This window comes from Pedobacter panaciterrae (assembly GCF_013204795.1).
GTDB classification, from domain to species: domain Bacteria; phylum Bacteroidota; class Bacteroidia; order Sphingobacteriales; family Sphingobacteriaceae; genus Pedobacter; species Pedobacter panaciterrae.
Window position 1 is genome coordinate 752,637 of record NZ_JABMKW010000020.1, and the last position, 21,280, is coordinate 773,916.

Below are 21,280 nucleotides of genomic sequence, written 5' to 3' on the forward strand. Positions count from 1 at the left end.
CCTCAAAAAATATTTTTAAAGAAAATCTTCCCGATGAGGTGTAAACGCATCAATTAGCATTCCTGCCTCCAAACAAACACAACCATGAATTACATGTGGTGGCACGTAATAACCATCTCCTTTTCTTATGATACGCACTTCCTCACCAATGGTCATCTCAAAAGCGCCGCTATCTACATAAGTTACCTGAGTATGATGATGCTCATGCAGATCGCCTACAGCACCCACTTCAAATTTCGCTTTTACAAGCATAATCCGGTCATCATATCCAAAAACCTGTCTTTTAATTCCATTACCCAAATCCTCCCATGGGGTTTCGTTTTCTATCTGAAATAGGTTGCTTTGTATCATAATTTATCTTCAAGTTTTTGTCTTAATGTGTGTTCCCATTCTTTTTTTAACATGCTTAAAACAATCGTGTCTCTTCTGCTTCCGTCTAAACGGATAACACTACTTCTTAAAATACCTTCCTCAGTACACCCAACACTCTTCATAGCAGCCACGCTTCTTACGTTAGTTGTATCTGCAGCAAATTCTACCCGTTCAAAGCCATTATTAAAAGCAAAATCAAACAGCAAATACTTACAGTGTTTGTTTAACCCTGTCCCATGAAATTGTTGCCCGTACCAGGTATAGCCCAGATTCAGATTATGCTGATTAAGCTTTATATCATAAAATCTCGATGATCCGGCGTAAGCATTTGTTCTTTTGTCAATAATAACAAATGGGTATTCCTTTTTAGCTTTTCTTCCCTCAATAGCCAATAGCAGATATTTTTTTAGATCTTCTTCAGTATCCCCTTTTTGTGTAGCAAAGCTCCATATATCAGGCTGATGAGCAAATTGGAGTAAACATTCTATATCACCTTCCTTTAAAGGTCTAAGGAGCGCGATTTCATCTTCTAAAACATGGTTTGCAGTAAAATCAAAGTCGATCATTTTATGCTTTTTATACGGGCTAAATATTGGCAAATGTATGAATTTGAGGATTGATTTTGGTTGAATTATTAAGTCACACAAGGGTAATAGAATCATTTTCAATACGTTAAACCAAATATATTTTTAGTATGTTTGAAATATCTAAAGGACTGTATTTGAAAAAACACTAACAAATTAGCGCATTATTTAATAATAACACGAGAGTTAAAGTTTATGACGAAATGCATTTTGGGGGGAGTATCGATGTTAACGCTCAGCCTTTCTTTATCAATTTTTAATGGGACACATAGGGAACCATCAACGCCGGTAATTGTTGAAAAAATAACTGAAGACAGTTTATACGACAATCACGTAAACACTATTTATAATGAAATAAACCTCGAATACACAGGTTTAAGTCGTTCTGTGTTTGAAAAAGCACTTACTGGTTTCTATAATCTAAAAAAATCCGGACAAGTTTCGGAGGATAAGTCTATCCTTTCAATAGCTGATTTTGATAAAAACAGTACTGAAAAAAGACTTTGGATCATTGACCTTAATAAAAAGAAACTAATTTTGAATACCTGGGTAGCTCACGGGCAACGTAGTGGAGCTGATAAAGCCACCCGCTTTTCAAACTCTAATGATTCTTTTCAAAGTAGTATAGGCTTTTACCTTACTGCAGAGATCTATCGTGGACAACATGGTCGTTCACTACGCCTGGATGGTATGGATGAAGGTTTCAACTCCAATGCCCGCAGAAGATCTATTGTAGTACATGGAGCAGATTATGTTAGTCAGGGAACTATCAATGCTTTAGGAAGGCTTGGACGCAGTCAGGGTTGCCCTGCAGTACCTAGCGAGCTGTCGGATTTGGTGATCAATACTATTGAAGGAAAAACCGTATTATTTATAAATGTTACCGATCAGAGATATACGTCAATATATCTGGATGAGCATATGGCTGCTGCCTTTGCCAATAATTTTAATCAGAAAGATTCAACCAGCTATCAGGATTCTACGTTGACTATTTAAGGGAATAACATCATAGCTTTAAATTAAAACACCCGTCATCCCGAGTACCGAGAGACCTCTTGTTCCTGCTAGTTCAAGAGACCTCTCCTGTCGTCGAGATGACGGGTGTTATATAATTACGATAGTCTTATATTCCTCCACCAAGCGAACGATACAGCTCAACCGAAGCATTCAATTGCGCAGTTTTTATCGCTGCCAATTCAAGTTCACTTTGCAACGAGTTACTTTGAGCAGTAATTACCTCTAAATAGGTAGCCATTCCATTTCTAAACAATAGATTCGCATTTTTTACTGCCTCTTGTAAAGTAGTTACTCTTTTAGAAGAAATATCATACTGAAGTTTTAGTTTTTCTAGTTTAACCAATTCATCAGACACTTCACCTACAGCATTAAGTACAGATTGTCTAAACTCAAGCACTACTTTTTCGCGATCTATTTTAGCAAGTTCGTACTGGCTTTTCAATTGTCTGCGTTGAAATATAGGTTGAGTAAGTCCACCTCCAACTACACCAAATAATGATGCAGGAATATTAAACCAGTTACTAGCTTTAAACGAGTTCAAACCTCCACTTGCAGTGATGCTTAAAGATGGATACATGCTTGCTTTAGCAATCCCAACCTTTGCATTAGCAATGTTTAAAGACAATTCGGCACTTTTTACGTCAGGTCTTCTGCTAACCATTGAAGAAGGTACACCTGATGAGAGTTGCGAAGGAATATTTGTCTTTTCTAAACTTGCCAAACGCTCAACAGCACCAGGCAACTGACCAGTCAAAATGCGCAATGCATTTTCCTGAATGGTGATATTTTGTTCCAGTTCCGGAATCAATTGTGCAGCTACCAGTTGCTGAGCTTCTGCTTGTTGTATAGCCAAAGAAGTTACCTGTCCGGCATCAAACTGCATATGTATAATGCGCAATGTACTATCGTTTAACAAAAGATTCTTTTTAGCCACAGCCATCTGAGCATCCATCATTAGTAACCTGTAATAACCTTGAGCAACGTTAGCCACTACCCTAGTTTGGATAGCTTTCCTTGCTTCTGATGTTTGAAGATATGTTGCAAGGGCAGCTTGTTTCTGGCCTTTTATTTTACCCCAGATATCGGCTTCCCATGCCAAACCCACGTTTGCATTATAATCTTGAATAACCTTGGTTTTCAAAAACTGACCGGCGCTTAATCCATTCAAACTATTATTAGATGGACGATTAGCATTAGCAGTAACCTGTAACGTTAATTCCGGGATATTGCCAAGCTTTGATTGTTTAAACAGCACCTCTGCCGATTCAATATTTTTCAAAGCGATCTGCATATCGTAATTCCTTAATAATGCAGTGTCTATCAATCGTTGTACTCCCTCTTCTGTAAAGAAATTCTTTACAGACACATTGCCAATACTAGTGGTATCGCTACTACTGGCATTCCTAAAATTCTCAGGAATTGCAGCTTTCGGTATGGCTACATCTTTAGAAACTTTACATCCGGCCAGCACTACTAAAACTAAGAGTGGGGCCAGTGTATTTATATACTTTTTCATTAGTATCTATTTTTTAAAATTTGTTATTTACCTTACGAATAGATGATTTCTGATTCTGGTTTTACCTTAACACCATTTGCATCCTGAGCGTCAGTAAGCACAGCTGGTTTACTTGATACCTTTTCCTGCAGATGCTGGAAAATCACAAATAGAACCGGAATAAGGAACAATCCAAGAATAACTCCTGAAAGCATCCCTCCTGCAGCACCAATACTTATAGAGTGGTTACCTTGTGCCGATGGCCCTGTTGCAATACTCATTGGGAACAAACCTACAACGAAAGCTAACGAAGTCATTAGAATAGGACGTAACCTTAGTTTTGCTGCCTCTATTGCCGCACTTACCAAAGTAAGACCTGCCTTTCTTCGCTGTACCGCAAACTCCACAATCAAAATGGCATTCTTGGCGAGCAAACCAATGAGCATGATCAGCGCTACCTGTACATAGATGTTATTTTCTATACCGGTTAAACCTATTACAACAAACACACCCAATACTCCGGTAGGAATAGACAGTATTACTGCTAATGGTAAAATATAGCTTTCATACTGCGCTGCCAACAAGAAATATACGAACACTAAACAAAGTATAAATACAACTGTCGATTGCCCGTTTGATGAAATCTCTTCTCTGGTTTGTCCAGAGAACTCAAATCCATATCCGGCAGGTAATTGTTCTTTAGCTACCTCTTGTATTGCATTGATCGCATCACCAGAACTAAATCCTGGTTTAGGGATGGCGTTCACCTGAATAGAGTTAAACAAGTTATAACGTGATGCAGTTTCTGAGCCATAAACACGGGTTAATTTAACCAACGTTTTTATTGGCACCATCTCTCCTGTTTTATTTTTAACAAAAACTCTGTCTATAGCAGTCGGGTCTGCCCTATCAGCAATGTCAGCCTGAACCAACACACGGTAATACTTACCAAAGCGGTTAAAATCTGACGCCTGGGCACTACCAAAATAAGCTTGCATAGTTTGCAAAATATCACGAACATTCACACCCAGCTGATTTGCTTTCTCGTCGTTTACTTCGAGTTGTAATTGAGGATAATCTGCTTTAAAAGTGGTAAATGCAACGGCAATTTCTTTACGTTTCATTAATTCACCAATAAAACCGTTGGCTATACCACTGAATTTATCAAGCTTACCACCTGTTTTATCTTGTAGTACAAGATCCAATGCCTCCACGTTACTAAAACCAGGAACTGTAGGGAAACTAAATACGAAGAAACTACCGCCACTTATGGCACCTAATTTACCTCTTATCACGTTCATAATTTCATTAATATCTTGCACCTTGCCTCTCTCTTTAGTTGGTTTTAACAACACAAACACAACTGCCGAAGATGGACTTGTTGATGAAGTAAGCAAGTTAAAACCTGTAATAGAGGTAACAAATCTTGATGCATCTAAAGCACCCAATTCAGCCTCAGCCTGTTTCATTACTTTAGAAGTACCATCTAACGAAGTCCCAGAAGGCGTATTTACGGCAATAGCCACAAACCCCTGATCCTCTGTTGGAATGAACCCGGTAGGTGTTCTTTGTACCATCCATACGGTAGCCAAAATAATAATGGCCAAACCAATAATACTAACTGCTTTATTTTTGATCAGGAATTTCAAACCGCCTACATACCTGTCTGTCATAGCATTAAAGCTTCTGTTAAACCCGGCAAAGAATTTTTCTTTAAATCCTTTTTTGGGCTCATCAGGATGATCTGCATGATTATCTTTCAAGAACAATGCAGCCAATGCCGGACTCAATGTTAAGGCGTTGATAGCTGATATAATAATCGCGGTAGCCATTGTAAAGGCAAATTGTCTGTAAAATACCCCTGTTGAACCTTCAAGGAAACCTACAGGTAAAAACACAGCCGACATCACCAATGTAATTGATATAATGGCACCACTAATTTCGTGCATCGCTTCGGCTGTGGCCTGTTTAGCACCGATGCGCTTATGCTCCATCTTGGCATGGACAGCCTCGACGACCACAATGGCATCATCCACCACAATACCAATAGCCAGTACAAGAGCGAACAGCGTTAATAAGTTAATGGAGAACCCAAACAGCTGCATAAAGAAGAAGGTTCCCAAAATAGCTACTGGAACCGCAATAGCAGGAATCAACGTTGATCTAAAGTCCTGAAGGAAGATAAACACAACGATAAACACCAAAATGAACGCTTCAATAAGTGTATGCTGTACCTGTTCAATTGATTGATCCAGTGCAACTTTTGTACTGTAAAAAATATTGTGTTTAACACCTTTTGGAAAATCTTTAGCAGCTTTTTCCATTAATTTGTTTATCTGAATCTGGATCTCATTAGCATTTGAACCTGCTAATTGGATAATACCCAGAACAACTCCTTTTTTACCGTTTAAGCGGGTTAAACTGTTGTATGAATATGCACCAAACTCTACTCTTCCTACATCTTTTAAGCGAAGTGTAGAACCATCTTCATTTGCGCGGATAGCAATGTTTTCATATTCCTCAGGTTTTGTAAGCTTGCCTTTATATTTAATAACATACTCAAAAACCTCATTACTTCTTTCACCAAAACGACCTGGTGCTGCTTCCAAACTTTTATCTTGTATTGCAGCCATTACCTCATTAGGAGTAATATGGTAAGTAGCCATTTGAGTAGGATTAAGCCAGATACGCATAGAGTAATCCTTTACTCCGCCAAATATACTTGCCGAACCAACACCCGGAATCCTTTTGATCTCAGGAATAATATTGATTTGTGCATAGTTGGCTACAAATGTCTGATCGTATTTAGATTCATCTTCGGTATACATACCAATAGCCATGATAAAGCTATTTTGTTGTTTGGCAGTAATGATACCTTGCTGTACAACCTCAGTTGGCAGCTGACTTGTTGCCTGTGCCACACGATTTTGTACGTTTACAGCAGCCTGATCCGGATCCGTTCCAAGCTTAAAGTAAACAGTGATAGCCAATGTACCATCATTACTAGCTGTTGAGCTCATGTAGCTCATATTTTCAACACCGTTGATAGACTCTTCTAGCGATGGTGCAACCGAACGCAATACGGTTTCGGCATTGGCGCCGGGGTAGTTAGCAGTTACCAGTACTGATGGTGGCGCAATGTCTGGAAACTGCTGTAACGGCAATTTGGTAAGGCTTAGCACACCCAGTATCACCAATAATATGGAGATTACTGTAGCTAATACGGGCCTTTGTATAAAAATTTTGAACATGACAGTTAATGTTTAATTGGGTAATTAGTTTTTAGCAACTTTATCGGTTGCTTTTTGTGGTGCAATCACTGCACCTTCTTGTAAGCGGTCAAGTCCGCTTAACACAATCTGATCGCCGGCTTTAACACCGTCTTTTACCAGATAATTAGTACCTGTTTTACCGATTACGCTGATGGCTTGTTTTTTAACCTTATTGCTATCAGCAAGTGCAAATACAAAGATTTTATCCTGCACCTCTATAGTTGCCGATTGAGGAACTACAAGGGTATTAGTATGTTGCAGGCTCAGGCGAATTCTACCTGTATTTCCCGACCTCAATAAGCCCTGAGGGTTAGCAAACTTTGCTCTAACAGTAATTGCTCCGGTGTTTTTATCAAACTGACCGTCAATCACGTCAACTCGTCCTTTTGTGCCGTATTCGCTATCATCAGCTAAAATTAATGCTACTGCAGGAAGTTGCTTAAGCTTATCATTTAAGGTTTGACCAGGGTATTGATCTTTGAAGTTTACAAAGTCTTTTTCGCCAAGGGCGAAATAAACATGAACATCATGCACATCCGACAATTGAGTTAAGGCATCTACATCTGTAGGACCAACAAGACTTCCTTGTTTTTTAACTAATCTGCCAATATAACCGCTAACAGGTGCCTTAATTAAGGTATATCCCAAGTTTATAGAAGCGGTAGAAACATTTGCTTTTGCTTGCTCAATGTTCGCTTTAGCAACAAGTGCAGTAGCTTTAGCAGATTTCAATTGAAAATCAGAGATTACTTTGTTTTGTACTAACGGCGTTAAACGCTCAACTTCTAACTGGGCATTTATTAAACTTGCTTCAGCTGAATGCTGAGCTGCAAGGGCATTGTTTAGCGAGGCTCTGTACGGCTGTTCATTTATTTTAAAGATAGGCTGACCAGCTTTTACAAAAGCACCTTCGTCAACATATACTTTTTCTAAGGTGCCACTAACTTGTGGTCTAACTTCAACATTAACAGATCCTTCGATAGATGCAGGGTACTCTTGGTAAGTTGTTTCTGTGCCAGAAACAACACTGGCAACAGGTAAAGCAGGCGGTGCAGGTGCTACTGCCTGCGGGGCTTTATTGGAACAGGCCAATAAAAACATAGCGGAAAATATAAGTATTGATTTCATAACGTAAGATTGTTTAACAGTGTTAAATAATTGTGAATTAGGGAGGTAGTATTTCATAACATGATAGATTAAAAGGTTTGGCGTATAACGGTTGTAAGCCGTTTAACAGCGTTAAGTAATTGTTAAAAAATTGAGGCTATTTAGCCTTTGAGTTTATTGGTATTGGGTATTATTCGTTTATATATTTTATGATTCCTCTGATGGCATCCTTTAGAATACGCTGATTCATCTCTGCATCACGGCCCTTGTTTACAAGGTTAATAGAAATTAAACCGTGAATAATAGACCAGAAAGTATAGAACTTTCTGCAAACAAAATCCTCAGACGGATTCTTTAATGTGATCACCTTTTCTATTACATCATAGATCAGATCATCAGAAAGCTCTGCCTCCGGCATCTTTTTCTTCAGCTCACAACAGTTCATATCTACACCATACATCAGTTGGTAAAGCTCTTTATACTTGAATGCAAAATTCCAGTACGCAACCCACATTGCCTCTAACTGACTCTCAGGCGTATCGTGTTTATCTCTTGCTGTTCTAACCTCCCCTGCCAGGATAATGTATCCTTTACGGGTCAGTTCAAGTAATATTCCTTCTTTATTAGCAAAGTATTCATAAATAATTGGGGCAGTGTACTCAATCTTATCTGCAATCTTTCTCATACTTAAAGCCTGCCATCCCTCATCCTTCACTATGTCTAAGGCAGCATCAAGGATATTGAGTCGTGTCTCCTCTTTTAGTCTTGCTATGCGCTCTTTACTTCCCATCGTATTATTTATATTGGTGTGTAAATAATTTAACACCGTTAAGCAAATGTATAAACAGTTATTATTATAAGTGTAATCCATTTGTCAAATACGAATTAAGGGCTTAAAAAAAATAAAAAAAAGTATCTTTACCTTATTGAACTATAATAATTGCAAATTCGCCCTTGCACCAAATAGAGATCAGCATGAACAATAGCGTTACCTTAAAAGACATTGCAAAAGCGCTCAATTTATCTATTTCTACAATATCTAAGTCTTTAAACGACAGTTATGAGATTAGTATAGATACCAAACAAAAGGTATTGGAATATGCTCAAAAGCATCACTATTCGCCAAATCGTTTAGCCAAAGGACTTAAGGAAGGAAAAAGCAGATCTATTGGCGTAGTAGTATGTTCATTAGATAACAATGTAATTGCACAGATGTTGGATGGTATCGATACTGTTAGCTCAGATAATTCTTACCAGATCATTATCATGCAGAGCAAAGAATCTGAAAAGCAAGAAGCTGCATGTATTGAATTACTCTACTCCGGAGGGGTCGATGGTATATTGATCTCCCCTGCTTGCGAAACCGTTGATTTCAGTTACTTACGCTCTTTACAGGAAGCTGGCTTACCTATTGTTCTTTTTGATAGGCTTAGCGATCAGATAAATACGCATAAAGTTGGGGCCGATAATTTTCAAGGCGCCTACGATGCCACAATGCACCTCATAAAGAGCGGCTATAAAAATATAGCCCACCTAAATACCAATACCACCCTAAGTATAGCTACCGAACGCCTAAATGGCTATAAACAAGCATTAAAAGACAGCAACATTGCCTACCGACCAGAATTGCTAAGGTCTTGCGATTATTCCGATACTCAGAAGCTAAATTCAGATCTTGAAGAAGCAATTCTATATTTCATGAATCTATCTGATAAGCCAGATGCCATTTTTACCGCTACCGATCAGATCAGCACCAGATGCCTTACCCTGCTCAACAAACTTGGTTATCACATTCCTGATGATATCGCTTTAATTGGATTTACCAACACAGATCTCGCCGAAGCATTAAGCCCGGCTTTAAGCACAGTACACCAGCCTGCTTTTGAAATGGGACAATTAGCTGCAAAAAAACTAATTTCCTTAATAGAAAGAAAAGATCAGGATCCTGAGTACGAAACCGTAATGCTCGAAACCTATATTAAAGCAAGAGCATCTACTCAAAGCAAACATTAAAATTCACGAAATCGTTTGCGTTTTTATATATTAACCACCCTGATATTTTTAACTGGTTAACCTGTATAATTGTATATTGAATAACTAAAACTATGCAGAATAAAGAAAACATATTGGTATTTGGCGAACTGCTTTTAAGGTTCAGTTCCACAGAAGATCAATTTATTTCTAAAAATCATACCGTTGCTTTATTTCCAGGAGGCTCCGAAGCAAATGTTTCGGCCTCCTTAGGTCAATGGAAATTACCGGTCTCTTATTTAACTTGTGCGCCCGACAATGCACTAACAACAAATGCTTTGCAATACCTTTCGGAATTAGGAGTCAATACTTCTAAAACCATCCTGGAAGGTAACAGACTTGGCCTATACTTTTTACTATCAGCTAATGGATTAACCAGCGGCCAGGTAGTGTACGACAGAAAGTTTTCTTCATTCAGCTCAATTAAACCCGGGGTGATAGATTGGGAAAAGGTATTAGATGGATACACCTGGTTTCACTGGACCGCCCTTACCCCTGCTTTAAACGAAAATACGGCAGCTGTTTGTAAAGAAGTCCTGGCTGCAGCAAGAAAAAAAGGCATAACCATCTCGGTCGATTTGAATTATAGAAATAGACTTTGGGATTATGGCAAACAACCCATAGAGGTAATGCCAGAACTAATTCAGTATTGCGATGTAATAATGGGTAACATCTGGGCAGCCAATAAAATGCTGGGAACAAGTGTTAGCGACCATCTAAACCGCCAAACCACAGCTCAGGAATACTTTACCCACTCAGAAGCATCAGCTAAAGAAATTTTTAAACTATTCCCTCAGTGCAAACACATCGCCAATACCTTCCGTTTTATGGATAATCCAAAACATAACCTGTTTTACGGAACCTATCATACACCAGAAAGCAATTACATTTCCCCAATCCGCGAAACTAATGAAGTTGTAGATAGAATTGGAAGTGGAGATGCTTTTATGGCCGGGCTCATATACGGTCTAACCAACAATGAAGATGGACAGGAAATCATCAACAAGGCAACAAATGCTGGTTATCAAAAGCTCTTTGTTAAAGGAGATTTTGGTGATGGAACTCTTTAAAAAACATTAAAAATGAATGCAATAACCAATACATTAGAAATTATAGGCAAATACCCTGTTATCCCGGTTTATTATCATGAAGATAAAGACACCTGTATAAATGTTCTTAAAGCCAGCTACGCCGGAGGCATCAGGGTTTTTGAGTTTACCAACAGGGGCGAATATGCTCCTGAAAATTTCAAAGCCATGCTGGAATATAGAAATGCTCATTTTCCGGATCTTAAATTAGGTATAGGTACCATAAAAACTGTAGCACAGGCCGATCAGTACATTAGTATTGGTGCCGATTTTATAGTTAGTCCAATTGTGAAAGAGGATATAGCTAAACTAGCATTTTCAAATGGGCTGCTTTGGGTGCCCGGCTGTATGACACCTACAGAAATCAACTTTGCCGAAGAGCTTGGCGCTTCATTAGTTAAGCTTTTTCCTGGCGACACGCTTGGCCCAGGCTTTTTAAAGGCTATAAAACCATTGTTTCCTGGCTTAAAATTTATGCCAACCGGCGGTGTTGATGTAAATAAAGAAAATATTGATAGCTGGTTAAATGCGGGGGTTACTGCTTTAGGATTTGGTTCCAAGCTATTTCAAGCCCCTCAGGATGCAACAGATTTTAACTGGTTAACCGAACGGTGCGTTGCATTACTTAAACTTGTAAACAAAGGATAGCAACATCCTTGTTTACAAGTTTAAAGATATTCTTAGTTGATTTATTTCTTTTGTTCATCCTTGTCATACAAGTCAATTAGTTTACTTTGTAACCTAATTACTGCATTTTCAAGCTCGCTCACCTTTTCTTTTAACTGCTTTATCAACTGCGTTTGCTCATTAACCCCTTCCTCTCCAACATCCAGTAACTCCCTTAAAGTTAAATTGTGTACTTCAGCTATCTGATTAATTCTGCTGAAGTTCGGATCTGTGATACTTGTTTCAAGCTTTGAATACGCCGGAATAGATATCTCTAACAAGTCGGCCATCGCTTTTTGGTTGACTCCCTTTTTCTGACGTAAAATTCTAAATTTCTCCCCTAATGTTTTCATAATCAATAATTTTAAAAACGCCCCCTAGTTTTAATTGAAATAAATTTAAGAATTATTAAATAAAATATTATGATATTAATATAATATTTTTATAATATTTATTCGACCAGATTTTTCGTTATTAAATTTTATAAAATAATGGAGTTACATTTCCTCTGCTGAAATCATCGGGTACAGTATTATACGCAAAAAACACTTGCTAAAACGCTTAAAGCAAATAAAACAAACTGATAACTAAACAGATAGCTAATTATCTTTTGTTTTGTCTGAAAATAAAAGCTGCCAACATTACAGCAACTGCTAAACCAGAAAATCCGGGAAATAAAATAAATAAATACAAAAGACCACAAACTGCAGCAATTGCCACCATAAACAATACACCTTGTACTGGGGTATCCATTTTAAATGCTGCAATTAAAGCTAAGATTAGAAAGGCTAAAGCCAGAATATTTAAAAACATATACAAAGATGAGTTTTCAATGTTAAGTTAATGTTAACAAAATTCGATTTTGAAATATTCAAAATAAAAAAAGCCCCTATAATTGCTTATAGAGACTTCCAACACTAACTATTTACTAATTCTAACTAAAATTAATATTCATCATTTAAAGCAAAAACACGCTTTCTATGCATCCATTTGCCACTTGTAAAATCAGGGAAATCTACAGTTTGGTTTCCAAGCTCAATAGATTGTTCGCTTAAAGGCGTAATTGCGCTCCATGCTGCTGCATCATAAACATCTAATGGAGTAGCTGTATTGCGTTTAATAGACTCAATAAAGGCGTGGATCACAAAGAAATCCATACCACCATGGCCTGCACCTTGCGCATCGTTTCCGTATTTTTTCCAAAGTGGATGATCATATTTATCTAACCATTGATCTGCCGGATCCCATTGGTGAGGTTTACTTACACCTTCAACATAAACACCTTTGTTTACATCCATCCATAAACCTTTTGTACCCTGAACCCTAAAGCCCAATGAATATGGCCTAGGCAGGTTGGTATCGTGCTGCAGAATTAAAGTTTCACCGTTGGCACAATCAATGGTTGTGGTAACAATATCACCTAAACGGAAATTTACTTTCGCATTTGGATGCTCAGCCCCACCCTTTTCTACAATATAATTATGCAAACCTCTGGACTTGGTAGCAAAAGAGTTAAGCTTCAAAAATCTGTTTCCACGGTTTATATCAATGTAATTGGCAATTGGGCCAATACCATGCGTTGGATATAAATCTCCATTTCTATGTACAGAGTGATTTGTTCTCCATTTTGCTTCAGAGAAACCTTTCTCATTAAACTCAACACCACCGCCGTAAGGTTTTACCCCATCATTGAATTTAACCTCGCGTAAATCATGCTGATAACCTCCTTGAAGATGAAGAATCTCGCCAAATAAGCCTTGTCTAACCATATTTAATGCTGCCAGAACATCCCTTCTGTAACATACGTTTTCGAGCATCATTACATGAGCATTGTTTTTTTCAGCAGCATGAACTACATCCCAATGGTCTTGTAATGTTATTCCCAAAATAACCTCGGTAGCTACATATTTAATACCCGCTTCAATAGAAGTGATAATCATTTCCTTATGTAATTCCCATGGAGTAGCAATTAATACCGACTGCAATCCTTTGGTTTCTAACATTTTCTTCCAGGCATTATCATCACCTGTAAAAATCTTAGGCATTGGTTTTCCACTCTTTGCAATCATTGCCTTAGCCGTGTTAAGCATTCTTGGCTCCACATCGCAAATGGCTACTAAATCTACATCATCTCTCTTTAATAGTAAATCAAGGTGATTTTGACCACGTAAGCCTACACCAATTATTGCTATTTTAACCTTATCTGCCTTTGAGCTGGCAAACAATGGGTTCTCTGGCAAAATAGTAACAGCTGCTGCAGTTAGCCCTGAGTTTCTAACAAATTCTCTTCTGTTCATAATTTATTTAGTTCTTTTCTACGTTTTGGTTAGCTAATTTATTTTATCTCCCTTAACTAACTTGGAGAATCATGACACAAGGTATAGACTATATCATCAATCACTAAATCAAAAACAGGAAAAAAACACGCAAACGTTTGATATTTTGTCATTATCGGCTTTTTTAAAAGGAACCAATAAAAATTATCCGGCCACGACTATATAATTGGGCCATATTTCTCAAAAACTCTTAATTTTAAATCTTTTTTAAAAAATTAAGGACCTTTTACGTGTTTAGCTACTGTTTTAGCCACATATACCCATCACTTACCGGTGGTTATATTAAATATTTAACAGGCAAACGTTTGCGTGAATTTATGCGTATATTGGTCTAAATCAATTAATAAAACAGTTTTTTATTAAAATTGTAAGGTTATTCAAAGTTTATTATAATATTTGGCCCTAATGTCTGATAAACCAACAACTATAAAAGAAATTGCTAAAATCCTCAAGATTTCGGTATCAACCGTATCAAGAGCATTAAACGATCATTCAAGCATTGGATTAACCACCAAAATGCGTGTTAAAAAACTTGCTTCAGAGCTCAACTATGAGCCCAACCAAAAAGCAATCCAATTTTTACACGGAAAATCCTTTATCATTGGAGTTATTTTACCGGAACTATCAGAATCATTCTTTTCAACCGCTATAAGTGGCATAGAAGATATCGCTTACAAAAGAAATTATACTGTGTTATTGGCTCAGTCGCATGACGATGCCGAAAGAGAAAAGCTTCTTGTTGAAAAAATGAAAACCCAAAGAGTTGATGGGTTGCTTGTTTCTGTTTCAAAAACGACAAGTACCTATGAGCATTTTGAGATCTTTAAAAGATTAAACATCCCAGTAGTATTTTTTGACCGTATCCCTCCTATTAAAGATATACATTACGTTGCCTCTAATTTAGAAACCGGAACATACGAAGCTGTCAATTTCCTATTAAAAAAAGGCCACCGTACCATTGGCATGATAAATGGCCCTAACACACTGGTCGCCAGTCACGAAAGAAAAGAAGGATATATCAAGGCAATGCTATCAAATCGTTTAAAATTTGATCCAACGCTAATCATCAACTCAGATCTAACAGAAGCAGGAACAATTGAAGTGATGGACAACATGCTCAATCACCGAAGAAAACCTACTGCCATAGTAACATTTAACGACTATGTGGCACTCTTTGCCATCAGATATACCCGTTCGCTTAACTTAAACGGAATTGATTTTGTTAGTTATGCAAACCTGCCTATTATCAACTACATGGACTATACCCCTATAGCCTCAGTTGAGCAATTCCCGTACAAACAAGGGAAAAAAGCGGCCGATATTCTTATCGACCTTATAAACAAGCCTAAAAACGAGTCAGGAGCAGATCAAGCCTACTTTAATGTCGTTGTAGAGTCAGTTCTTGTTGTAAATGACCCTAAGTAATTTTGCGCAACCGTTTGCACACCAGTTTAATAAACTGAATTAGTTAGGTTTGGGTAAACAATCAAAAATTCTATTAAACGCATGTTCGAAAATATTTTACCATTGTATGGGCTCAACTCTGATAAAGCTACAGTAAAACTATTTGGCGATGGGTTAATTAACCATACTTGGAAAGTAACTACAGATACCCAAAACTATATATTACAAAAAGTAAATAACGAGGTATTTAAGATTCCTAAAGATATCGACAGGAATATCTCATTGATTAAACAATATTTAGATGTCGAATATCCTAACTATTTGTTTGTTTCGCCTGTAAGCGATTTAAATGGGCATTCGCTTCTAGATACCGCTAATGGTTATTTTAGATTGTTTCCTTTTATTGAGGGTTCAACCTCGCTTAATTCGTTAACCAATAAGGAAGAGGCTTACGAGGCTGCAAAACAATTTGGTAAGTTCTCCAGAATCCTTGCCGGATTTGATGCTACACAATTAGGAATTACCATCCCGGATTTCCATAACTTAAAATTAAGATACAGTCAGTTCCAGATCGCCTGCAAAAACGCATCTGAAGAAAGATTGGAAAAAGCTAAAGACAGCATCACCTTTATTACAGAGCACAAGGGAATTGTTGATACTTATATCAATATCGTTGCTAACAACGAAATACCATTAAGGGTAATACACCACGATACCAAAATAAACAACGTATTATTCGATAAAAAGAACAATGGCTTATGTGTTATAGATCTTGACACCGTAATGCCCGGTTACTTTATCAGTGATGTTGGTGATATGATGAGAACCTATCTAGCTGAAGCCAGCGAGGAAGAAACAGATCTATCAAAAATCAGCATCAGAAAAGAATTCTATACCGCTATCTACGATGGCTACATGGAAGAAATGAAAGATGTATTAACGGAAACCGAAAAACAGTATTTTACTTATTCAGGTAAGTTCATTATTTACATGCAGGCAATCCGGTTCTTAGCCGATTACCTACAAAACGACATCTATTACGGTGCAAAATATGAGGGACACAACTTTAATAGGGCGCTTAATCAGATTCAGCTTTTAAAAGAATACATAAAATTAGAAGGAGAGCTATAACTCTCCTTTTTAGTTACTTAGGAAAGTTCTCTAAGTTCATTGAAAATGTAGCCATAAAATATCTGGTTATTTGCTTGCTCCTGTTCTCAATTATCATATTACCAGACACGGCCCTGAACAAATTATTTCCCTGATTCAACAGATCATAAGCTCTAAGATTTACTGACGCCCTATTGTTCTTAAAAAACGACTTAAAAACACTTGCATTAATCAAGAAAGGATTATTAGCACCAGACGTGTAACCACTGGTAAAATTCTTGGAAGCATCAATTGAGGTATTAAATGATTTGCGGATTTTAAATACCAGATTCATATTAAAGTTCCAGCTTTCCAGATTTTGAGGTTTAAAATTGGCAATGGTATAATTGTTTTCACTATAAGAATAAGAAGCTCCAGCGCTGCCAGATAACGATTTCAATTCCATATTCACCCCTATATTCTGAAAGAAATTAAGTCCCTTATTGTTATTTTTCACATTATCAGTAAAAATTACTGAATTATTGAGCCCTATATTTCCACCTATTGAAACCATATACTTACGGTTGCCGAAAGGTAAACCGATCGTATAATTGCTATTAATATTATAATTACCATTCACATTCACATACCGAGTTTCCTGCTTTAAGCTATTTAAAGTATCCTTAATCAGGATAGTATTGCTTACCACCTCATTGTGTGTGGTACTGGCATTTACACCAATCTGCAATGCCTTTCCGCTGGTAATTCCAAACAAGCTATAACTAACATTTGCATTATGGTTGAATGACGTTTTCAATTCTGGATTACCAATAATCACATTCTGCAAGTTCCTGGTATCGGGCACAGGCTGCAGCTGATCAAACCTTGGCACATTACTACTCCCGCTATAATTCATATTTACCGATTGCGTTTTAGAAATAACATAGCTAAAGTTTCCAGATGGAGATGTATTGAATGTCTTTTGATTAATCTTATCGGTTCTGCCCTCATAACTACCCGTCAAAATGCTTGGTTGCAATGTAAAACCAATTCCATAGTTAATCTTAGATGAATTATACCTATAACCTCCCCTAATGTTCTGATTGATAAACGTTGAGGTATAAACATTACTTAAGGAATCAATAAAGCTTATTTTACCATTTATATCTTTAACCCGTGTTTCTAATTCATTATTGTTAGAACTCACACTAAATGAATAAGAAAACTCTATACTTTTCTGTATGGTATCCTTCGGATTACCCAATGTCCTGGAATAGTTAAAACCTGCATTTATTGCCCTGTCTCCATTTCTGGTTTTAACCAACCGGTTTAATAAGGAGTCCTTAACCTTTTCATTTGTATCCTTATCATAATAATCGATATCAGTAAGAATATCCTGATTCCCTTTACTACCACCTGCCCGGCCAGAAAAATTAAGTGATGCTCTCCCCTTTTTATCTTTACCTCCCAAACCCAGACTCACATTTATATTTACATTTGGGCTATTCTGTTTCGAAGTGCTGCTGGTAAATAAATCCTGACGGATTACTCCAGTCTGCAAAGATGATGAAGTATTCTCTGAATTATTGTTTGACAACCCTGCATCTAAATTACCAGCAAAAAACTTACCTGTTTCCTCGCTGTTAAGCCCTAAATTTAAATTATGATTACCATTCCCCGAATTAAACTTATCCTCATTAACACTATTTATAGTTCCCAAACTATTAGCGCTTTGAATATTGTTAAAATTTGTACCACCATAAGTGCCATTACCCATGTTATAGCCAGATCTTAAATAAAGTTTTTTGCCGATATTATCAGAAAAACTCGCTGCGCCATTAGCACTGTTATTGACCTGGGCATCATTACTTGTATTATTAAAAGAACCACCACCACTCATCTGCTTACGCCCCTTCCAGACATTAGCATTCCCGTTTAAACCGTAACTATTACTTGTTGCAGCGCTGGTACTTACATTTGCAAATGTTCCTTTATCTCTTCCCGGTTTGGTAACCAGATTTAATACCTTTCTAGGCTGCCCTACTTTTATCCCTGTAAAATTAGCTTCATCACCATAGTCATCAATTACCTGAACGTGAGAAAATATGCTCGATGGCAACTTTTTAATAAACTCAGCAACATTACTGGTAAAAAAATCCTTGCCATTTACCCTAAGCCTGGTAAGCTCCTTACCCATTGAGGTAACCTTTCCATCGTCCTTTACCACCATGCCCGGAAATTGCTTTAGCAGATCTTCTACATAATCGCCTTCTCTTATCACAAATGCTTCTGTATTGTACTCAATGGTATCTTTCATTACCTTTATAGGGGTGATTTTGCCTTTAATCACCACTTCATCAAGCATATTAGACTCTGTTTTGAGTATAATATTGCCAAGGTCAACCTGTTTTTGTTTGTCAAGAAAGGTAACGATTGAAGCATATGGCTTGTAACCAATACTGCGGACCAACAGGTCTGAACTCTGAGTTGAAATATTGGAAATAGAAAAATCCCCCTCCTTATCGGCAATTACAGTCAACGTATCTTTGCCTGTAATTACCCTAATGTAGGATCCGGGTATTCCCTGGTTGGTACTGTCTTTTACACTACCTTTAATTGTACGTTTTATTTGCGCTGTTAATTCTTGGCTGGAGAGCGTACAAATAAATACAAGTAAAAGGATAATTCTCTGAGCGTTCAAATTACTTACTTATTATACGTATTCAGGCTAAATATAGTGCTTTACATCAATTATTAAACTATTGTAATTCTATTTTGATAATTGTAGCATCAGCCCCGTTTAGCTCGTACTTAAGCGTTTTATTAATTGCAAAACCTTTACCAGAGAAAAGTTCTTTTGCCTTGTAAGATGACTTTTTAATACCTAATCTATCCAATGGAACCGTAAAAACCTTCTTTTTACGATCAAAGTTTAAAATTGCCAGATATAAGCTATTGCCTATCTTTCTAACAAACAACTCGTTAGATTGCTCACCCGTATTTCCATTTACAGGCATAAAAGCAACTCCTGATCTTGGTATGGCCAATAAATCCTCATTCTGCAACAATTTCTTAGCCGTTTCATTCCATACCCCTGTAGAAGAAAAATCATCGCCCAGTATCAATGTTCCACTAATTAAGCCCGATGTTAACCTTGCTCTGTTCACACCCTCTTTCTCATCGGCAAATACAATATGATCAGCATCTACAAAATTGTAAACATAAGTTTGCCACCATCCGTAATTAACACTATTTAAGGTATACTCAGTATCCTTAATCGTCTTCCAGGCATCACAAGCAATCCTTTTAATGTGGGCATATCTTCCTGTAGCCAAGTTGGGAGATATAGCAGCATAAACAAGCATTTGCCCATCCATCCTATCGATAAGATACTCCATACCCGCTTTATAAGCCTGCATCCCTGTGGTAACAGACTTATCATAAAAAACATCCGACTCAGCAGCAGCATGGCCTAAAAAGTCAATCTTGATCATTTTAAAACCACAAGCCTTAAGCTTATCAATAATATAATCGATTCTTTTCTTGGTTCCCGGATGTGTAGGATCAAGTGCTCTGGCACCATCAAAATCATGATAATTGCCACCAACTTTAGTCCACATCTCACTGAATTTATACTTACTGCCCTCAGCTTCCCTATCGCCGCCAGATTTAAAACCCCAGTCGGTAAACGGAGCCCAATACACACCCGGCTGTAAACCTTTTTGCTTGCAGTAATCAGCAAATTCTTTCAGTTTGCTATAATCGCCACGCATACCGCCGGTAAAATTGTCCCAAAATGAATCAAGATCTATATAAGCAGTTTCATCATTTCTAAACTTTGGAAGCTCATTTGCAAAAAAATCAACGTTCTTTACTGCCTTTTCATAGGTCAATTTTTCCTGAATAACGCCCCAGCTGTTCCATCCAAAAGGAACCGGCTTTGTCCAGTTAAAAACAAAAGGAGGCTCTGCAATTCTGTTTGCCTTGCCGTAAGCTTCCAATCCGATTCTCCAATCAGCAAAATAACCAACAAATACCTTTGGCGACTTCACCACTGAGCCAGAAATAGAACCATGGATTGTTTTATCCCTGGTCACTTTCTCGTCTGTATATCCACCCCAAATGCGCAGCTCAGATAGGTCATCGCCAACGCCTTTGGTAAGCACCCCTGTTTTCCAAATCAAGTGCTCTACAGAGCCTACTATTAAGCCTTTCCTGCTATGGTTTTCATACACCGCGCCCACTTCTGCACTCGTGTTTTCTACTACAGCAGCACCCATAGATTTTGCGTTATAACGGATAAAAGTATCGTTATCAAAAGGAACAAAAAGCGTTCGGTTATCGCCTTTGGCCTGAATACTTGCGCTGTTAGAGATCAACGGAGCCATATAATTACTCTTAACATTACTGCCTTTTAAAGAAACTTCAGTAAAAAAGTAATCGTGACCCGGATAAACATAAAACACCTGTTCCATCTGTGGCAAACCGCTTTTAGTCAAAATTATGGTGTATTTTTTGCCAACTCCGAACTTGTCTTTAACAGCCGTTTCCGAGTACTTAATCAGCTCATAATCCTTACTGCTTATAGATTGCTCTTTATTTTTAACAATGGCGTACGCATCAGCTATTATTTTTTTCTTGTTTGCAAATACTTCATAAGTACCTGAACTTAGGTTATATACAACTTCAGATTCCGCTCCGTAAGGAATATTAACAACCTGAGGATCATTACCTTTTCTATCAAAAGAGAAACCTTTAACAGATGACACAAGCAATACAAGAGAGAAAATAAAGATGCGTTTGAGCATGATGGGGGATG

At 37.5% G+C, this 21,280-nt stretch carries 17 protein-coding genes; 6 read left to right on the top strand and 11 right to left on the bottom strand.

Features of this window, described 5'->3' with window-relative positions; genetic code table 11:
- Positions 1-15: 15 nt before the first annotated feature.
- The gene (locus HQN86_RS22105) at positions 16-351 is read right to left on the bottom strand and encodes a cupin domain-containing protein (protein WP_172663042.1); all 336 of its coding nucleotides are present in this window, start codon (positions 349-351) and stop codon (positions 16-18) included.
- Positions 348-938, bottom strand: a complete 591-nt coding sequence (locus HQN86_RS22110; RefSeq protein ID WP_172663043.1) for a GNAT family N-acetyltransferase — start codon at positions 936-938, stop codon at positions 348-350. The genes HQN86_RS22105 and HQN86_RS22110 overlap by 4 nt, the downstream gene beginning before the upstream one ends.
- A gap of 213 nt (positions 939-1,151) precedes the next feature.
- Between HQN86_RS22110 and HQN86_RS22115 the strand changes: the two genes are divergently transcribed.
- Entirely contained in the window at positions 1,152-1,952 is an 801-nt protein-coding gene (locus HQN86_RS22115) for a murein L,D-transpeptidase catalytic domain family protein (RefSeq protein ID WP_172663044.1), read from the top strand.
- A gap of 127 nt (positions 1,953-2,079) precedes the next feature.
- Here HQN86_RS22115 and HQN86_RS22120 read toward each other — a convergent pair whose 3' ends face one another.
- The 4 genes from HQN86_RS22120 to HQN86_RS22135 form a co-directional block, all read right to left on the bottom strand.
- A complete protein-coding gene (locus HQN86_RS22120) occupies positions 2,080-3,489 on the bottom strand; it encodes a TolC family protein (protein WP_172663045.1) in 1,410 nt (469 codons plus the stop codon).
- 32 nt (positions 3,490-3,521) lie between these two features.
- The gene (locus HQN86_RS22125; RefSeq protein WP_172663046.1) at positions 3,522-6,719 is read right to left on the bottom strand and encodes an efflux RND transporter permease subunit; all 3,198 of its coding nucleotides are present in this window, start codon (positions 6,717-6,719) and stop codon (positions 3,522-3,524) included.
- A 24-nt stretch (positions 6,720-6,743) separates the two neighbouring features.
- The gene (locus HQN86_RS22130) at positions 6,744-7,868 is read right to left on the bottom strand and encodes an efflux RND transporter periplasmic adaptor subunit (protein WP_172663047.1); all 1,125 of its coding nucleotides are present in this window, start codon (positions 7,866-7,868) and stop codon (positions 6,744-6,746) included.
- A gap of 169 nt (positions 7,869-8,037) precedes the next feature.
- Positions 8,038-8,637 (bottom strand): TetR/AcrR family transcriptional regulator, encoded by a 600-nt coding sequence (locus HQN86_RS22135; RefSeq protein ID WP_172663048.1) that lies wholly within the window; start codon positions 8,635-8,637, stop codon positions 8,038-8,040.
- A gap of 185 nt (positions 8,638-8,822) precedes the next feature.
- On the opposite strand from HQN86_RS22135, the gene HQN86_RS22140 reads away from it, so the two are divergent.
- The 3 genes from HQN86_RS22140 (at position 8,823) to HQN86_RS22150 (ending at position 11,614) form a co-directional block, all read left to right on the top strand.
- The gene (locus tag HQN86_RS22140) at positions 8,823-9,860 is read left to right on the top strand and encodes a LacI family DNA-binding transcriptional regulator (protein WP_172663049.1); all 1,038 of its coding nucleotides are present in this window, start codon (positions 8,823-8,825) and stop codon (positions 9,858-9,860) included.
- Positions 9,861-9,952: 92 nt separating this feature from the next.
- Positions 9,953-10,948 carry a sugar kinase gene (locus tag HQN86_RS22145; protein ID WP_172663050.1) on the top strand — a complete coding sequence of 332 codons (996 nt, stop codon included), beginning with the start codon at positions 9,953-9,955 and terminating at the stop codon, positions 10,946-10,948.
- Positions 10,949-10,960: 12 nt separating this feature from the next.
- On the top strand, positions 10,961-11,614 hold the full coding sequence (locus tag HQN86_RS22150) for a beta/alpha barrel domain-containing protein (RefSeq protein WP_172663051.1): 654 nt from the start codon (positions 10,961-10,963) through the stop codon (positions 11,612-11,614).
- Positions 11,615-11,655: 41 nt separating this feature from the next.
- On the opposite strand, the gene HQN86_RS22155 is transcribed toward HQN86_RS22150, so the two are convergent.
- From HQN86_RS22155 to HQN86_RS22165, 3 genes are all read right to left on the bottom strand, one after another.
- Complete coding sequence (locus HQN86_RS22155) at positions 11,656-11,985, bottom strand: helix-turn-helix domain-containing protein (RefSeq protein ID WP_172663052.1); 330 nt, start codon at positions 11,983-11,985, stop codon at positions 11,656-11,658.
- A 250-nt stretch (positions 11,986-12,235) separates the two neighbouring features.
- Positions 12,236-12,445 (bottom strand): hypothetical protein, encoded by a 210-nt coding sequence (locus tag HQN86_RS22160; protein ID WP_172663053.1) that lies wholly within the window; start codon positions 12,443-12,445, stop codon positions 12,236-12,238.
- A 131-nt stretch (positions 12,446-12,576) separates the two neighbouring features.
- Positions 12,577-13,929: a Gfo/Idh/MocA family protein gene (locus HQN86_RS22165; protein ID WP_172663054.1), complete on the bottom strand. Its 1,353-nt coding sequence runs from the start codon at positions 13,927-13,929 to the stop codon at positions 12,577-12,579.
- Between the two features lie 444 nt (positions 13,930-14,373).
- Between HQN86_RS22165 and HQN86_RS22170 the strand changes: the two genes are divergently transcribed.
- Positions 14,374-15,393, top strand: a complete 1,020-nt coding sequence (locus HQN86_RS22170; RefSeq protein ID WP_172663055.1) for a LacI family DNA-binding transcriptional regulator — start codon at positions 14,374-14,376, stop codon at positions 15,391-15,393.
- Between the two features lie 81 nt (positions 15,394-15,474).
- Positions 15,475-16,503, top strand: a complete 1,029-nt coding sequence (locus HQN86_RS22175; RefSeq protein ID WP_172663056.1) for a phosphotransferase enzyme family protein — start codon at positions 15,475-15,477, stop codon at positions 16,501-16,503.
- A 13-nt stretch (positions 16,504-16,516) separates the two neighbouring features.
- Here HQN86_RS22175 and HQN86_RS22180 read toward each other — a convergent pair whose 3' ends face one another.
- Both HQN86_RS22180 and HQN86_RS22185 read right to left on the bottom strand, forming a co-directional pair.
- Positions 16,517-19,162 (bottom strand): outer membrane beta-barrel protein, encoded by a 2,646-nt coding sequence (locus HQN86_RS22180; protein ID WP_172663057.1) that lies wholly within the window; start codon positions 19,160-19,162, stop codon positions 16,517-16,519.
- Positions 19,163-19,220: 58 nt separating this feature from the next.
- Entirely contained in the window at positions 19,221-21,269 is a 2,049-nt protein-coding gene (locus tag HQN86_RS22185; RefSeq protein WP_172663058.1) for an alpha-amylase family protein, read from the bottom strand.
- Between the last annotated feature and the right edge of the window lie 11 nt (positions 21,270-21,280).

Coding starts and splice junctions, on each gene's coding strand:
- HQN86_RS22105 (WP_172663042.1), bottom strand. CDS start 351: ATGATACAAAGCAACCTATTTCAGATAGAAAACGAAACCCCATGGGAG.
- HQN86_RS22110 (WP_172663043.1), bottom strand. CDS start 938: ATGATCGACTTTGATTTTACTGCAAACCATGTTTTAGAAGATGAAATC.
- HQN86_RS22115 (WP_172663044.1), top strand. CDS start 1,152: ATGACGAAATGCATTTTGGGGGGAGTATCGATGTTAACGCTCAGCCTT.
- HQN86_RS22120 (WP_172663045.1), bottom strand. CDS start 3,489: ATGAAAAAGTATATAAATACACTGGCCCCACTCTTAGTTTTAGTAGTG.
- HQN86_RS22125 (WP_172663046.1), bottom strand. CDS start 6,719: ATGTTCAAAATTTTTATACAAAGGCCCGTATTAGCTACAGTAATCTCC.
- HQN86_RS22130 (WP_172663047.1), bottom strand. CDS start 7,868: ATGAAATCAATACTTATATTTTCCGCTATGTTTTTATTGGCCTGTTCC.
- HQN86_RS22135 (WP_172663048.1), bottom strand. CDS start 8,637: ATGGGAAGTAAAGAGCGCATAGCAAGACTAAAAGAGGAGACACGACTC.
- HQN86_RS22140 (WP_172663049.1), top strand. CDS start 8,823: ATGAACAATAGCGTTACCTTAAAAGACATTGCAAAAGCGCTCAATTTA.
- HQN86_RS22145 (WP_172663050.1), top strand. CDS start 9,953: ATGCAGAATAAAGAAAACATATTGGTATTTGGCGAACTGCTTTTAAGG.
- HQN86_RS22150 (WP_172663051.1), top strand. CDS start 10,961: ATGAATGCAATAACCAATACATTAGAAATTATAGGCAAATACCCTGTT.
- HQN86_RS22155 (WP_172663052.1), bottom strand. CDS start 11,985: ATGAAAACATTAGGGGAGAAATTTAGAATTTTACGTCAGAAAAAGGGA.
- HQN86_RS22160 (WP_172663053.1), bottom strand. CDS start 12,445: ATGTTTTTAAATATTCTGGCTTTAGCCTTTCTAATCTTAGCTTTAATT.
- HQN86_RS22165 (WP_172663054.1), bottom strand. CDS start 13,929: ATGAACAGAAGAGAATTTGTTAGAAACTCAGGGCTAACTGCAGCAGCT.
- HQN86_RS22170 (WP_172663055.1), top strand. CDS start 14,374: ATGTCTGATAAACCAACAACTATAAAAGAAATTGCTAAAATCCTCAAG.
- HQN86_RS22175 (WP_172663056.1), top strand. CDS start 15,475: ATGTTCGAAAATATTTTACCATTGTATGGGCTCAACTCTGATAAAGCT.
- HQN86_RS22185 (WP_172663058.1), bottom strand. CDS start 21,269: ATGCTCAAACGCATCTTTATTTTCTCTCTTGTATTGCTTGTGTCATCT.